17 protein-coding genes are annotated in these 16,306 nt (G+C 37.3%); all 17 read right to left on the bottom strand.

What is annotated here, in order from left to right; translation table 11 throughout:
• Positions 1-4: 4 nt before the first annotated feature.
• The 17 genes from AC4BHP_RS03760 to AC4BHP_RS03680 all read right to left on the bottom strand — a co-directional run bounded on the left by AC4BHP_RS03760 (position 5) and on the right by AC4BHP_RS03680 (position 16,283).
• Entirely contained in the window at positions 5-748 is a 744-nt protein-coding gene (locus tag AC4BHP_RS03760) for a YphF family lipoprotein (RefSeq protein WP_254654730.1), read from the bottom strand.
• Positions 741-941, bottom strand: a complete 201-nt coding sequence (locus tag AC4BHP_RS03755; RefSeq protein WP_066107485.1) for a DUF2768 domain-containing protein — start codon at positions 939-941, stop codon at positions 741-743. The genes AC4BHP_RS03760 and AC4BHP_RS03755 overlap by 8 nt, the downstream gene beginning before the upstream one ends.
• 264 nt (positions 942-1,205) lie before the next feature.
• Entirely contained in the window at positions 1,206-2,240 is a 1,035-nt protein-coding gene (locus AC4BHP_RS03750; protein ID WP_066107488.1) for an NAD(P)H-dependent glycerol-3-phosphate dehydrogenase, read from the bottom strand.
• 21 nt (positions 2,241-2,261) lie between these two features.
• Positions 2,262-3,572 (bottom strand): ribosome biogenesis GTPase Der, encoded by a 1,311-nt coding sequence (der, locus tag AC4BHP_RS03745; RefSeq protein WP_066107491.1) that lies wholly within the window; start codon positions 3,570-3,572, stop codon positions 2,262-2,264.
• A 285-nt stretch (positions 3,573-3,857) separates the two neighbouring features.
• A complete protein-coding gene (locus tag AC4BHP_RS03740) occupies positions 3,858-4,484 on the bottom strand; it encodes a YphA family membrane protein (protein ID WP_066107492.1) in 627 nt (208 codons plus the stop codon).
• 414 nt (positions 4,485-4,898) lie between these two features.
• Positions 4,899-6,038, bottom strand: a complete 1,140-nt coding sequence (gene rpsA, locus AC4BHP_RS03735; protein WP_490551313.1) for a 30S ribosomal protein S1 — start codon at positions 6,036-6,038, stop codon at positions 4,899-4,901.
• 141 nt (positions 6,039-6,179) lie between these two features.
• The gene (locus tag AC4BHP_RS03730) at positions 6,180-6,761 is read right to left on the bottom strand and encodes a lysophospholipid acyltransferase family protein (protein WP_066107498.1); all 582 of its coding nucleotides are present in this window, start codon (positions 6,759-6,761) and stop codon (positions 6,180-6,182) included.
• On the bottom strand, positions 6,758-7,438 hold the full coding sequence (cmk, locus tag AC4BHP_RS03725; RefSeq protein WP_066107501.1) for a (d)CMP kinase: 681 nt from the start codon (positions 7,436-7,438) through the stop codon (positions 6,758-6,760). The genes AC4BHP_RS03730 and cmk overlap by 4 nt, the downstream gene beginning before the upstream one ends.
• Before the next feature lie 128 nt (positions 7,439-7,566).
• Positions 7,567-7,746, bottom strand: a complete 180-nt coding sequence (locus AC4BHP_RS03720; RefSeq protein WP_490551312.1) for a DUF5359 family protein — start codon at positions 7,744-7,746, stop codon at positions 7,567-7,569.
• A 49-nt stretch (positions 7,747-7,795) separates the two neighbouring features.
• On the bottom strand, positions 7,796-8,455 hold the full coding sequence (locus tag AC4BHP_RS03715; RefSeq protein ID WP_066107509.1) for a flagellar brake protein: 660 nt from the start codon (positions 8,453-8,455) through the stop codon (positions 7,796-7,798).
• Positions 8,456-8,576: 121 nt separating this feature from the next.
• On the bottom strand, positions 8,577-9,938 hold the full coding sequence (gene ypeB, locus AC4BHP_RS03710; RefSeq protein WP_066107512.1) for a germination protein YpeB: 1,362 nt from the start codon (positions 9,936-9,938) through the stop codon (positions 8,577-8,579).
• A gap of 10 nt (positions 9,939-9,948) precedes the next feature.
• Positions 9,949-10,797, bottom strand: coding sequence for a spore cortex-lytic enzyme (sleB, locus tag AC4BHP_RS03705; RefSeq protein WP_066107513.1), 849 nt, complete (start codon positions 10,795-10,797; stop codon positions 9,949-9,951).
• A 418-nt stretch (positions 10,798-11,215) separates the two neighbouring features.
• Positions 11,216-11,896: a glutamic-type intramembrane protease PrsW gene (gene prsW / locus AC4BHP_RS03700; protein ID WP_066107516.1), complete on the bottom strand. Its 681-nt coding sequence runs from the start codon at positions 11,894-11,896 to the stop codon at positions 11,216-11,218.
• 108 nt (positions 11,897-12,004) lie between these two features.
• Entirely contained in the window at positions 12,005-12,970 is a 966-nt protein-coding gene (locus tag AC4BHP_RS03695) for an asparaginase (protein ID WP_066107519.1), read from the bottom strand.
• Between the two features lie 37 nt (positions 12,971-13,007).
• Positions 13,008-13,982 carry a YpdA family putative bacillithiol disulfide reductase gene (locus tag AC4BHP_RS03690; protein ID WP_066107522.1) on the bottom strand — a complete coding sequence of 325 codons (975 nt, stop codon included), beginning with the start codon at positions 13,980-13,982 and terminating at the stop codon, positions 13,008-13,010.
• Between the two features lie 181 nt (positions 13,983-14,163).
• Entirely contained in the window at positions 14,164-15,429 is a 1,266-nt protein-coding gene (locus AC4BHP_RS03685) for a Glu/Leu/Phe/Val family dehydrogenase (protein ID WP_066107527.1), read from the bottom strand.
• Positions 15,430-15,692: 263 nt separating this feature from the next.
• Entirely contained in the window at positions 15,693-16,283 is a 591-nt protein-coding gene (locus tag AC4BHP_RS03680; protein WP_148629889.1) for an adaptor protein MecA, read from the bottom strand.
• Positions 16,284-16,306: the final 23 nt, after the last annotated feature.

Below are 16,306 nucleotides of genomic sequence, written 5' to 3'. Positions count from 1 at the left end.
AAGGTTATTCCTCAATTGCCATAAAGACAGGTTTATTTGCTATTTGATCCCATGTATAAGGTAATGAATAGGCAGGAACAAAGAGGCTGTCTTTCACTAACTCTGCTCTTATATCTTCACCCTTTTTAAATCCCGCCGAACGATCAATAAGTAAATCATATAAATCCGGTGTATAGTCAATGTACAATTCGCCATCTTCGCCTAAAACAAGGTGTAACGATTTACCTGTGAAGGGACTTTTCACGGTAGGTTCCTTGTCAAATCCCATATTTTTATAGTTGAGTGCATAGACATTGGTACCAATTTTTTCTTCAAACGCAGGATAGCCCTGTGATTGAATTTGCAGCTTGGTATCCCGTATTGTCTCGGCTAAACGTAAATCAATCAGCCTAACAGTTGGATTTGTTTCTTCATTAACGAGTGTGTATTCAAAAATCCCGCCATTTTCATAGGCATTTCCCGGAATTTCAGACATATATTTTGGAACCAATTTCTGAAAATCAATTATGTATTTCATATAATACGGTGTATCTTGATCCTTTGTCACAATCGGCAACAGGTTGCCGCCATTATCTTTTCTATATTCCAAAACAGCTTTCTGAACGGATTCGACCTGATCTTCATAGGGTACCTGGTTTTGCTGTAAATTCTCCTGCGGATACATACACCCGGATAGAAAAAGAATTGTACACAACAAGAATGTCATTCCAGATATTTTATGTAGTTTCTTATTCAACACTTTATCCATTTGTAGGACCACTCACAATAATAATGACCATAATAATGGCTGCTATAAACATAGATACATAGGCTATCGTGGCTAAAAGATATTTTAATATACCCTTTAATTTATATCTGCTTAGATATATAGCCAGCACTGCGATTGCCATTAAGCCCATCCCAGCAATCGAAATCCACATTTTTTGCATTGCTATGCTCAATATTCGGCACCCCTTTTTCATCAATTCTTTTTACCATATTTTTAAAAAGAATAATATTTTTTCAACCTTTGCTATTATAACCCAAAATATACCTAAAAGAAAACAAAAACGGAAGCTCGGGTTTTATATACCCAAACTTCCGTCCTGGACTAAATATATAGACTTAGACTAAGTTTATGCTGGCTCAGTCTTTTATAAAGTATACTATGTTTAAATGACCATCTCAGCAAGTAACAAATGCCTATTTTTTGACAAAATCATTAATTAATGATTATTAATCATGCTATCCATCAAATCTTCCATTTCATGCTTCTTGCTTCTAGTCATAAGATCATCTACTTCTGTCTTAATATCCTTGTCATTAAACAGGACATCGTACAAGGCAGTCGTAATTGGCATCTTCACTTGGTATTTCTCCGACAACTGATAAGCTGCCTTCGTTGTTCTCACGCCTTCAACAACCATTCCCATGCTTTCAAGAACCTCTTCAAGATTCTTTCCTTTTCCAAGCATATTACCGGCACGCCAGTTTCTTGAATGGACGCTTGTACATGTTACAATAAGGTCACCGATACCTGTTAATCCAAGGAATGTTAACGGGTTTGCTCCCATCTTCACACCCAGACGAGTGATTTCTGCAAGACCGCGAGTCATCAAAGCGGCTTTGGCATTATCTCCGTATCCAAGTCCATCCGTAATCCCAGCTGCTAAGGCAATAATGTTTTTCAAGGCACCCCCAATTTCCACACCAACTAAGTCTTGGTTTGTATACACGCGGAAATTTTGGTTCATAAATAAATCCTGAATACGCACTGCTGCTTCCATATTTTTAGAAGCAACCGTAACGGTTGTAGGAATCCTTCTGCTTACCTCTTCAGCATGGCTTGGGCCGGAGAGAACAATGATATCTTTTGCTATATCCAAAATTTCTTCTTCTATCATTTCAGATATACGCAGCAAGCTATCTGGCTCTATCCCTTTGCTTACATGGACGATTGTCACTTTATCCTGGACAATCGCTTTAACCTTGCGGGCCACTTCACGAATTGCTTTAGTCGGTACAGCAAAAACAATAACCTCTGAGCCAGACAATGCCTCTTCCAAATCATAGTATGCCTTAATAGCGGAAGGGAGCTTGACATCAGGTAAATAACGAATATTTGCCTGTTCACGATTTATCTCATTGACATGTTCTAACTCATGCCCCCAGATTTTTACCGCATGTCCGTTATCTGCAAGGACAATTCCAAGTGCAGTTCCCCACGAACCTGCTCCCAAAATGGTGACTGATTGTTGCATAGACTCCACTCCTCAAAAAAATTATTTACGTAGTCGAGAAAATATTTTTATAGGCGTTCCTTCAAATCCAAATGCATCTCTAATTTTATTCTCCAGGAAGCGTTCATAGGAGAAGTGCATTAATTCTGGATCATTTACAAAGACAACAAAGGATGGCGGCTTAACGGCCACTTGTGTAGCATAATATATTTTCAACCTTTTGCCGTGATGGGTTGGCGTTGGATTCATTGCTACTGCATCCATTATAACATCATTCAGGACATTCGTTTGGATACGCTGTGCATGGTTTTCACTTGCCAAATTAATCATTGGAAGCAAAGTATGGATACGTGCTTTCGTTTTAGCAGACAAGAACACAATTGGAGCATAGTCAAGGAACTGGAATTCAGCCCTGATTTTCTCTTCAAACTTCTTCATCGTTTTATCATCTTTTTCAACTGCATCCCATTTGTTCACTACAATAACGATAGCTCGTCCTGCCTGATGGGCATACCCAGCAATCTTTTTATCCTGTTCAATAATGCCTTCTTCCCCGTCGAGGACCACTAGGACAACATCTGAACGTTCAATAGCTCGTAATGCACGTAAAACACTGTACTTTTCAGTACTTTCGTATACCTTACCTTTTTTCCTCATTCCAGCGGTATCAATGATGACATAATCATCGCCATTATATTTATATGGAGAATCGACCGCATCTCTTGTTGTTCCTGCGATATTACTTACAATAACGCGCTCTTCACCCAAAATCGCATTAACTAATGAGGATTTTCCAACATTCGGTCTACCGATCAAGCTGAACTTAATCACATCTTCGTCATAGTCAGGTGCTTGGTGATCAGGGAAGCTTTGTACAACAGCATCTAGCAAATCCCCAATTCCAATTCCGTGAGAGCCAGAGATTCCTATTGGTTCACCAAAGCCCAATGCATAGAAATCATAGATCTGATCGCGCATCTCAAAGTTATCCACTTTATTTACAGCAACGACTACTGGTTTCTTTGAACGATAAAGAATTTTTGCCACTTCTTCATCAGCAGAAGTCAATCCCTCTCTGCCACTCGTCATAAAAATAATAACATCCGCTTCATCAATAGCAATCTCTGCCTGTTGACGAATCTGTTCTAAAAACGGTTCATCCCCTATATCAATACCACCTGTATCAATAATATTGAATTCATGGTTTAACCATTCTCCAGAACTATAAATCCTGTCTCTGGTTACTCCGGCTACGTCTTCTACAATTGATATTCTTTCTCCTACAATCCGATTGAATATTGTAGATTTCCCTACATTCGGCCTGCCTACTATGGCTACAACTGGTTTTGGCATGGTCGTTCATCCTTTCAACTATCCTAGCTAAATTCCTGTTTATTTTCACTGAATTGTTAGCATGTTTAATGTATTTATATTTTATGAAAAAAGAACCCTTCTTAATCATAAAGAAGGGTCTAACTATATTATGATAGCAAACGTTTCGCAAAGTAACAACTCTTCTGCTATATTTCCTTACTATTTTTGACGTGAAATTTAAACTCCCTTGGAGTTTTCCTTTCAATATTCTCGGTAAAAAGTAAACTAAATTACTTTTCTTAATGGAATTTATCCAACAGGTTTTTATCTAACGCCCTTACCTTTTAACCCTACATGCTGCTGATGATAAATCCTTCGCCTCGGTATTCTTTTTGTCCATAGATTATTGGTTTTATTTAAAAGGATAGTAATGGTTATCGCCAGTAACAAAAGGTCCAATGATTCAAATGTACCTATCGCTTTAACTGGAAACCCGTAAACATATAAAATCCCTGAATAAACTGCTTCACCAAGTATAATGGCAACACTAAGTATACTGACCCTTTTAGTTGATTCTAAAAAGATTATACTCAGTACAACCAGCATACCGGCCGCAATATAAATCCAGTTTACAATAAACCATACTGGATATAGAACTGAATAAATTCTAATACATATAAAGGCAATAGTAATAAAAAAAATAGCGACTGTCATTCTAATTAATTCTTTATTCGTCCAATGTCTCCATTGATAAAAAGACCAAAGCAGGGCCGCAATAAAAAACAGATTTAAATGTATACTGAATATATGGATGGACAGACCGGCAAAGCAAATCCCTGCCAATAGTCTGATCATTCCTCTCCGTCTTATCTTAACCGATTCATCTGATATAAAAATAAAATACCAACACCCAAGCCACATTAAACTGAAAAATAAATAACCTTCATGCATAAAAACCTCCCTTAGCAGTATGCCAACTTTCAATTTTTTTAAACATTTCAAATGTAATAGGAAATTGATTTATTTAACACATCTTCGGTAAGCAGGGCATTCGATTCTTTTCTATAAATTCAGTAGATACCCAAAGACACCCTCACTTTCATAAACAGATATTCTACATAACAGATTTTTTCAGCCACGCTAATTCTGGCCCTTTAATCGCAATCACGACCAAGTTACACTCTAATCCTCGGGTCATTTCACAAAACTAAATAATACAGAGTGAAGCATAACGCTGATTGGTAACTTTATTCGATTTTTTGTTTATACATAGAAACAGCCCTTCTCTATACCTGAGAAGGGCTGATTTTTACTTAATATTAAACCTAAAGCATGCAAGCCTGTAAGGGCATCTAACACATTACTTTATTTTTTTAAATTCTTTAACTGCTCTCCAATCATTTCACCTAATTGGAAGCCTCTTGTTTCTTCAGGGAGTTCATAGTTATCCATTTCAGCAGCTGGATTTTCTTGCAATTCTTTAATACTTAGAGATAATCTGTGCTCATCCTCATTCACGTCAAGCACTTTAACTTTAATAACATCTCCCTCAGACATAACCTCATGAGGAGTGCCGATATGTTTATGTGAAATTTGAGAAATATGCACCAAACCTTCAACACCAGGGAATACTTCCACAAAAGCACCATAGGATACAAGACGTTTAACCGTCCCTTCCAAAACACTGCCTTTTTTTGCTTTATCAGTAATATCTGACCAAGGTCCAGGCAGGGTCTCTTTTATGGATAATGAAACTCTTTCAGTATCACGGTCAATAGATAAAATCTTGACTCGGACGTTGTCTCCCTCTGAGACAACATCTGAAGGTCTGTCCACATGTTCATGAGAAAGCTGAGATACATGAACTAAACCATCAATACCTCCAATATCAACAAATGCGCCGAAATCAGTTATTCGCTGAACCGTTCCTTCAAGGACTTGGCCAGCCTGTAAAGATTCCAGAACGCCAATTTTTTTCTTTTCTTTCTCTTCACGCACAACATCTCTGTGTGAAAGGATTAAGCGGTTTTTTTCTTGGTCCAGCTCTACAATCTTAAACGCTAGCTCTCTCCCTTTGTAGTCAGAGAAATCTTCAACGAAATAATCTTCGACAAGCGAGGCAGGTACAAATCCACGTACTCCCAAGTCAACAACTAGACCGCCTTTTACAACGTCTTTAACCTCAGTTTCAATTATTTCACCATTTTCAAATGAAACAACCAGGTCTCCCCACGCTTTTTCTGCATCTACTTTTCTTTTCGATAGAATCAGAGCTTCATCTTCGACTTTGATAATCTCAAACTCAAGCTCGTCCCCTTCCTTCACCACATCTGAAGCTTTTTCAACGTGCAGACTGGAGAGCTCACTGATAGGGACAATGCCATCATGCTTACTATTTTCAACTTCAATTACGACTTGTTTTTCTTCAACTTTAGTTACAGTCCCACGCACTCTTTGGCCTACATTAAACTCGGTTACATTAATATTGTTCATATCCTCTGTCATATGTACTCCTCCTAACGATCACGGGTTCAATTACCTTTCAATTTATATTTAATACCACTAATCCGCCAGTATTAAACAATATTCTAAATAATCTCTTTTTTCTAACTTCTTATAATTTGTACTATTTGTCAAGCAGGATGTTTAGCGGTTTTGATCAATCAATTGCTTTATATGAGCCATTATGACTTTCGTCACTTCCTCAGGGGAGGCTTTTTGACTACGGTATTCTTCCATGTCAATTGGAGGACCGTATATAACTTTTGTTTTAGAAAATGGTTTATAGGAACCAATCACGGCACAGGGAATAACTTTAGCGTCCGTTCTCAACGCAAAGAAGCCTGCACCCGCAAGACCCTCTCCCAATTCGCCTGTCTTACTGCGAGTTCCTTCAGGAAACAGACCTAAGACATGTCCATCTTTTAAAGCACCCAATCCCTTTCGCAAGGCATTCCGGTCACTCATACCTCTTTTAATAGGAATGGCATGAACACGCGGTAAAATAGTTTTAAGAACAGGTACATTAAACAGTTCTTCTTTAGCGATAAAATGAACATCCCGCGGGCACGTCATCCCTACAACTGGCGGGTCTAATTCACTGATATGATTGGAGCATAATAAAACACCGCCTGTCTCAGGAAAATGTTCTCTTCCTGAAACTGAGACACGGTATAAGGGAGTTAGAGCTATCTTTACTACGCCCCTGGCAAATCTATAAAAGCTCATCCATATACTCCTTTCTCATTCGCTATCTTCATAATAGCATCCACCACTTCATCAATTGAAAGACTTGTTGTATCAAGTTCAATTGCATCTGCTGCTTTTTTCAAAGGAGATACTTCTCTTTCTGAATCAAATTTATCACGGGCCGCAATATCTTGTTTTAATTGTTCAATATCCGAGTCAAACCCTTTTAAGATATTTTCTTCATGTCTTCTTTTGGCACGCTCATCTACACTTGCAAGCATAAAGATTTTGACTTCAGCATTTGGCATAACTTGAGTACCTATATCTCTGCCATCCATTACAACGCCGCCTTGTTCAGACAGGAGCTGTTGTCGTCGAACCATTTCTTCACGGACCAGTTTATGCTGAGAGACAGCGGAAACATTTTTAGTTACATTCGGCGTTCTTATCTCTTCAGATACAATAACTCCATCAACCAGTACATCTTGTCCTTGTTCACTATTCTGCAATTTTATATCCGTAGACATTAATAGATCATAAAGAGCTGCTTCGTTATTCGGATCTATTCCATTATTTAATGCCTTATAAGTTAAAGCCCTGTACATTGCACCTGTATCAATATATATGTATGTTAGCCTTCTAGCAATAATTTTCGCTACTGTGCTTTTACCTGCAGCAGCAGGACCATCAATAGCAATCGATAATTTCTTTTTCATTTGTTCCTCCTTGTTGTACACAAAAATTAATCATGACTATTTTAACACAGCTTTACAGGATATAAATCAATATGAATGTAAAAAAATGAGACAAAGTACTTTACTTTGTCTTTAGAAAACCTAAATATTCATTTATTGGAAATTGCATCCGTAATTGCTGTATAATTATTTTCGATGACGCCTTCATATCTTGCGAGTGTTTTCCATTTAGTAAAGGTATGTTCACGATGAAAAACAAGCTGAAAAAATAATAAAAATAAAAGTTGAATGATAGCCATTTTCTTGATAAATCGCTCTACCGCATTCATATGGAACAATCCTCCTCTTACTTATGAGTTTGTCCATACAGATATGTATTTAATCCCCAAAACCTCTGTTTCTTTCCTCCAATTGCCTTTCAAAACAATAACGCAGCAAAATTTGCCGTTCTGCTTCAGTGATTTCGGTAAATTCGACAGATACTTTTTTTCTATTATTCAAAACTTCGACAATTCTTTTCACTTGTACCTGAATGGGTAGTTCACACACTTCCCTATTTCTCATCTCAAATGTAAACTGCAGTATTAGATTAGTATGAGTATCAATCTTTAAATTTTGAGGAACAATGATTGCTGCTCCTCCTGCGCTAATATCCGTTGTTAATGCCGTAAAGGGGGGGAATTCATTATTAATGGGCTGTACATTTACTTTTGTGGACAAGCTTACACGCACATATTCTCTTCGCTGAATTTTTTCCAGATATTCATCACCAGGATAATCTAAAAGCAGCAAAGGTATATTTTCCCTTACTCTTCCCTGGATTTCCGTATTAAACAGATAGGTATTTTGATCCTTTCCAACAAATGTTCCCCTGAAATTCGTTCCATTTATTAAGTAATCTATTCTGTTCGTATATATATTAACTGGATAATCAATATAAAGAATCCCATCTCTAACATCCATTAACTTGCATCTATATGTTTCAGGCTGATCTAATTGGCTCTTCTCAAGTATGATGGTCATTCCGATTGTTAACATAGTTAAACCATTTCCCCTCTGACATGTGTAAGAATATTCCAAAAAAAGGACTTATGTACTATTATGACAGAGGATACAAAAAAGGAAAAGACCGTTTCCAGCCTTTTCCTTAGATTATTTTTTATGAGACATCATCATACACTTTTCTTGCTTCATGCATGATTTCTACTTTTTCTTCATGCCCGTTTTCAGCATTAATAAAAATTCGGTAGGTATCATCGCCTACTGTTCCCATAAATTCATAACAGAGTACATCTTCATATAAATTATTTGTGATAACGGCTAATCTTTTTTCCATAATCATTACTTTTCCACTGATTTGCTTTTCAGCTTCTTTTTCAGTGATAGCCGGTTTATTAATTTTTCTTTCCTTATCATGATTTTGAAGATAATCGTCTGCTCCCAATCCGATGATATCTCCATTATCTAGTGCTACTTTGATACGGATTGCTTCAGGATAGATCCTCACTTGATCTTTAACCGTTACAAACGTATAAACACCAACATTATTATATTGAGTACTTTCAAATAACTCCATATTCTGATAGCCCATGTTATTCAGATATTGCCGAGCTTTCTTATATCCATCGTTTAACCCGATCTTAGCATCGGATACTTGACGATCATTAATAATATAAATTGGATGTCCACCTTTTTTAGTCAAATCGATTCCAATCATATTACCTGTAGAAGCACTCTTCAAATTCACATGATAGAACTCGTATTTTGAACCATCCTTATTTGCAGTTACGCTGACAGTTTTAGCATTAGAGACACCTGTATATTTTTTTGCCAGTTCAATTGCTTCCTTACGGGTTATTTCTTTTCCGGACAAATTTTTATAATCTATGTTTTTTTCCTCCACAGATGTAAATGTAGGTCCATATTCACTTTTTTGTCCAATTGACTTTACATTTTTATCTATCGTTTTAAGTCCATCAATAACTTGGTTGTCCCGTTGGCTGTCCCCCTTCGTATCCGCCAAGGCTGTTTCCACATCCATCCAACGTAAATCATTGTCGCTGATTTTCCTTTGAACACTCCTTAGCTCATCTCTTATTTCCGTTGCGTCACTATACAGAGCTTTTAATGTATTATATTCTTCATCAGATAGCGGACTTTTATCTAAATCTCGCACAGATGTCTTATAGGCGAAATCACCGATATTTGTTAAAAATTTCTCCGTTTCATGAAATGGCATTAATGTTAGGGGCAAATGACCAACATTATTATGTGCTTCACTTGTTAATCTCCAAACCTCAGCCAATGCCGGAGATAGAGAATCCTTTGTATTCATAGCCAATGTCGTCCCGATTTTATCATTTAACACATCAATTTGATAGTTCAGATCATTAAAGGCACGCTGATAATTATTCTCGGTTTGATTCATGATAGCTATTTTTTCTTGATGATCCTGATATGCCCAGTACGCTGTTCCAACTAAACCGATTAGCAATACAGCAATCACGATATTTCTTATCATTACATTCACCTCAGTTGCAGAATATATGCTTGCCGATTTTTTTTATTTGCGGACGACTCCATATCCATGAACTTGTCGCTGTTTCCGGGTTAAAATAATATTCAGCTTCACCGGTCGGATCCCAACCATTGATAGCATCTATAACTGCGTTTCTTGAACTCTCATTAGGTTCAAGCCAGATTTGTCCGTCAGCTACCGCAGTAAATGCTCCCGACTGAAATATAACCCCTGAAACTGTATTTGGAAACGATGAACTTTGGACCCTATTCAAAATAACCGCAGCAACTGCTACCTGACCCTCGTATGGTTCACCTCTCGCTTCACCATGAACTGCGTTCGCCATTAACTTTATATCACTTTCCGAAAATCCAGCTGGTATATTTGCAGCTGTACCGGTCGTCTTTGTGGATGTGTTCTTTTTCGCCGTATTTGTTGATTTTGTCGTTTTATTCGATGATGATTTTGGCTTAACTTGATGCTCAATTGGAGTTCCCTGATAATAAGTAAACTCATTTCCTGAATTGATTTGTTTTTTCACCCAGGAAGCATTGTAATTAGAGGCGCTAACCAGTTTACTTTTAGTCTTTGCTCCACCTAACCCATCAATAGGTAAGCCGAATTGTTCCTGAAAATTACGCAATGCCCAGTATGTTCCCCATCCAAAGACCCCATCTATTTTTCCATGATAAAAGCCTATATTTTGAAGACGCGCCTGTAATTCGATGACATCATCTCCGACAGCTCCCCTTTGAATCACTTGATTGGTAAATGCTTCAGTCTGGATATCAAAAATGGGTGAGAGGAATAAAAAACAACCAATTATTGAAAAGGATACTAACTTCCTTACTAAACCCTTCATTTCATGCCCTCCTGTAGAATTAATGACAGTAAGGGTAGTTTTTGCAAACACATATAAAATATTCAGTCCAACATGAAAATCATTTTCAAACTAGAGGATTGATGATTATAAAAATAAGTTGCATACAAAAGCTTTTTGAGCTGATAGCAGAGAAAAGCAAAGTTGAATGGAGGTAGGGAAAAATCATTTAGGATTGTAGAAGCAGTGGGGTATGAAGCATATTCTTTGTAACATAATAAGCAACAATTTCAGGATGAATTCATGACCTTTATTTACCCTGGAGGATTAAAGCCGCAGACAACATAAATAGATAAAACATCCTTTAAAATAAAAAAACAAACCCTAATCAAATCTACTCCTAAAAAGAAGCAGATTTAGATTTAGTGTTTGTTTCTATTTTACTGCAGTTTACAGTTTATTAAACTGATTCAAATGACTGTTTAAAAGCCTTTTCTGTTAAAATTCTTGCCTTTTTTACTTTCCAAAGTCCGAGACCCCATAGACAGAACATAAATGGAATTAAATATACATACCATTTTTCCTGCTCCATCAATATATAGTTAAAGGAACCATGCAAGGCAATCGGAATGAACAAGGCTGTCAGCATATAAGTCAGCTTTAACCTGGGCTGGGTTTGGAATTTGGCTTTCCCAAAATAAAAGCCCATGATGACCCCAAACAGTCCATGACTTGAAACAGGGAACATCGCTCTTCCCCATGCATATTCAAGCCCATTCGAAAATAAATAGAGGATATTTTCCAATGTTGCAAACCCCAAAGAAATAGAAACTCCATAAACAATTCCATCATAGGGTTCATCAAAATCAACATGGCCATAGATCAACCAAAGGAATAAAGCCCACTTAATCAGCTCTTCTACCATTCCCTTTTCAAAGAAGGCATCAGCCCAAACAGAAAGAAAAAGCCCTTCTGCCTGGATGACATATTGAATAAACATAACAGGTATGACAAATAACGCACCATAGATAAATACTTTAAATACAACTGATACAGGCTCAGTGTTATATTGATCTTTCAGGTAAAAATAAATTAGCAAGGCTATACCAGGTGCAACGCCCGCTGTTAATATATTTAACATGGATTACCCTCTCTTTTTTACTCTTTCGTCCTTTAATCGTAACACGGACGAAAAAAAAAGAAAATCAAGAATTCTCACAGCTTTCATGTGATTAGTGTAATTCGAACCCTACAACTTAAACGCAGCCTTGATATCGACATTACCATTGGATAATAATATGGCCAATTTCAATCTTGCCTTCTTGCTGTCATAATCCTCACCTAGAATCACACCCCTATTTTGCAGGTCATGCGCACTGCCGTGGTATCCATAGGCAGGATACACTTTTCCTTCTTCCGCACTTGTACTGATAACAATTGTTATCCCGTTATCCAAAGCAGATTGGATTGAGTTGACCATTAAAGGTGTTACTTGCCCACGGCCGACTCCTTCTAGCACAATTCCACGTGCGCCGGCATTTACAGCGGCATCAATCATAATCCCATCTGCACCTGTATAGCATTTTACGATATCAACGCGCGGTATTTCCGGACCGATTTTGTAAGATTCATTATAGATCGGCTTTTGATAGACGCTGACTACATCATTATCGATGATTCCAAGATATCCATAACCAAATGATTCAAAGCCCTGGAGATTCGAAGCATGGACTTTTTTCACGTATCTTGCAGAATATATCCGCTCATTAAAGACAACCAAAACTCCGCTATGCTTTAAGTGTTGATTTGCGGCTACATAGATTGAATTCCGTAAATTGGAATATACATCGGTTCCGACATCCTGAGGGGAGCGCTGTGAGCCTGTTACCACTATTGGTCTTGGATCTTTAGTTGTTAGATCAAGAAAATAAGCCGTTTCCTCTAACGAATCCGTTCCATGAGTGACTACCACTCCACAAACTCCTTCATCCTCCAATTCCTTTTCAATGGCTTCTTTTATTAAAACCATATCTTCGAAACCAATATGCATGGAAGGCTTTTGCATTAAATCTATAATTTTTATATCGAAACCCTCCGGCAACTGACAGAGTGCTGCTAATTCCTCACCACTCATAGCACCCGAATTCAGAAGTCCTTTAGAGATTTCTTTACTGGCAATCGTTCCACCAGTCGTAATTAGTGAAATTTTTTTCATTTTACACCTCTTAACAAGTAATCAAGCATTCTTAATGCTACTCCAACCCTTCCTTATCTTTTACCGCATTTGCTATTTGTCCACCATGAAATCTTCCATTCTCAATAAAAATTTCATTAGCATTATTTCCGGCCACAATCACACCAGCCACAAATAGGTTCTCTATGTTTGTTTCCATTGTTTGCTCATCAATCATTGGTTTCCCTGTATCACTTTGTATTTCAACACCTACATTGGTTAGAAGGCTGTAATCCGGATGGTACCCTGTCATAGCAAAAACAAAATCATTTTGTATTTCGATTATTTGCCCCTCTTTTTCATAAATGACAGTTTGCTCTTTAATCTCTTTTACGACTGAATTAAATTCCATTTTGATAATTCCGTTGCGGACATATGATTCAAACTCGGGCAAAATCCAAGGTTTAATGCTTTTTGAATAAACATTTCCCCGATATATGACTGTTACTCTTGCTCCCGCTTTTACAAGCTCTAGCGCAGCATCTACGCTTGAATTTTTGCCACCGATCACAACCACATCCATATCGTAGAAAGGATGTCCTTCTTTGAAATAATGGTATACCTTATCCAAATTTTCACCTGGTATATTCATCATATTTGGTTGATCATAATAGCCCGTTGCAATGATACAGTATGGTGTTTCATATTCATTTTTGGTTGTTTTTATTCTAAATAATCCATTCTTCTGCTTTTCTATTACTTCCACACATTCATATGTATTTATTCTGAGATTCTTCCTCTTCGCTACTTCTCTATAGTATGTTAATGCCTGGAGTCGAATAGGTTTCCGATTTTCAGTAATGAAAGCGACATCCCCAATTTCTAATTTCTCACTGGTTGAGAAAAAGGTTTGATGTGTTGGGTAATGATAAATCGAATTAACAATATTCCCCTTTTCAATAATCAATGGATTTTTACCAATTTCCTTTAAACTAATGGAAGCTGACATACCACATGGTCCGCCGCCAATCACAATTGCTTCTTCATAGTGCATACTTCTTTCCTCCAAATAACCGTAAACTGGAATTTCAATTTGTATGTAGTATCTAGTACTTCTCAATGAATATTTAAATAACCCTTTTAGAATAACATTTTTAGAACCTAAACTCATCCACCACATGCAAAAAAGTTTTCTATCTCACGAGGGACAGAAAACTTTCTTATTGTTTACAGTATTAAATCCAGCCTCTGAAACGCGATGCTTCGGCCATTTTCCGTACCCCAACCATATAGGCAGCGAGGCGCATGTCTACACGGCGGGATTGAGCTGTATCGTAGATGGTATTAAATGATTTAACCATTACTTTTTGTAATTTTTCCTCAACTTCTTCTTCAGTCCAATAGTATCCTTGATTATTCTGTACCCATTCAAAATAAGATACTGTAACACCACCGGCAGAAGCTAAAACGTCCGGTACTAACAGTATACCGCGATCTGTTAGAATACGCGTTCCTTCCAAAGTGGTTGGACCATTAGCAGCTTCAACGACAATCTTCGCTCGTATATTGTGAGCGTTTTCGTCTGTAATTTGATTTTCAATTGCGGCAGGTACCAAAACATCACATTCCAGTTCAAGTAATTCTTGGTTGGTTATCGTATTCGTGAATAGGTTGGTTACTGTACCAAAGCTGTCTCGACGATCCAGCAAGTAATCAATATCAAGGCCATCGGGATCATGTAAAGCCCCATTTGCATCTGAAATACCGATTACCTTGGCACCGGCATCATGCATGAATTTTGCCAAAAAGCTTCCTGCATTTCCAAAGCCTTGGACAACAACTTTCGCTCCTACTAAATCCATTCCACGTTTTTTAATCGCTTCATGGATACAAATAGTTACCCCTTTGGCAGTGGCTGATTCCCTGCCATGTGAACCGCCAAGAACAAGCGGTTTACCGGTAATAAATCCCGGAGAGTTAAATTCATCTATACGACTGTATTCATCCATCATCCAGGCCATAATCTGTGAATTGGTGAAAACATCCGGTGCCGGGATATCTTTTGTAGGACCGACCAATTGGCTTATCGCCCTGACATATCCACGGCTAAGCCTTTCCAATTCCCGAAAAGACATATTGCGCGGATCACATATGATACCGCCTTTTGCCCCTCCATACGGTAAGTCTACAATGCCACATTTCAAACTCATCCATATGGATAAAGCTTTAATCTCATTCTCTGTAACATTAGGATGAAAACGAATTCCACCTTTTGTCGGACCTATAGCGTCATTATGTTGAGCACGATAACCAGTGAAAACCGTTACAGAACCATCGTCCATTTTAACAGGGATTTTCACAGTTAGCATACGAAGCGGTTCCTTCAATAATTCAAATACCTCTTCTGGATATCCAAGCTTATCTAAAGCCTTATGGATGACAGTCTGAGTCGATTTTAAAACATCTAGTTTGTCCTCAGTGGAATGATGGTCGGCTGTCATTATAGTACCTCCTACAGATGTATAATAAGTAATATTTTCCTACCAGCATAAGTATACAACTTTGGCAATTGTCTGGAAAGTGAAATAATAGAATAATAGGGTTAAAAATTACAAAACAAAAATTTTTGAAAAAATATTCAGATTTATTATTCGCTTTTATAAATTCAGTATACTTAATAAAGCCTGGAAAGTGCAAGAGTACTGTTTTGGCCTTTATAAACACGCTTAGATTAAATAAAAATAACCACATCTTTTAGATGCGATTATGATAGGAAATATTTTTTTATAATAGTAATTATATTCTCTTTACTTATCCTGTGTCCGTAATCCGACAGGTATTCTTTACTCAAGGTCGAGAATTCTCCAAACTCCAAAAGAATAGACATAAGAGTTGCTTTGTTTATAAGAGTATCTTCTTTTATCTCTAAATAGTATTTGGACTTCCAAAAATAAAGGATTCCTTTCACATTCCAGCTAGTCTTTATAATTCTGCAAGCTTGTACCACATCATCAAACTCCGCAAATTCATATATGACTTGATCTCGCTTCATTATATTAACAGATAGGTACCCTTCTATTTCTTCTTCTTCTTCGAGATCTTCGTTTAAATTGTACGCATCCCTTTTTAAAATTATATAGATTCCGTAGCATGGATAAGAGTATACATCCATCTGAAAAAATCCAGCAACCAAATTCCCACATTCTTCAAGCACTTCTTGAATAATATGATAAAAAAAGCTATGGGTTTCCACCGAATGACTGGTTAGCACCTGACAGGTAACACCTCTGTCTTCCAATTCATCGTAGGGAATAAATAGTTTGAACAATGTCGGATTGATTTGTTTAAGCTTCATGAAAAAATCCTCCTGTAGCTACT

Source organism: Pradoshia sp. Z4_20 (assembly GCF_058216035.1).
Note: the sequence above shows the minus strand (reverse complement) of the source record. Positions and strands in the feature narration are given on the sequence as shown.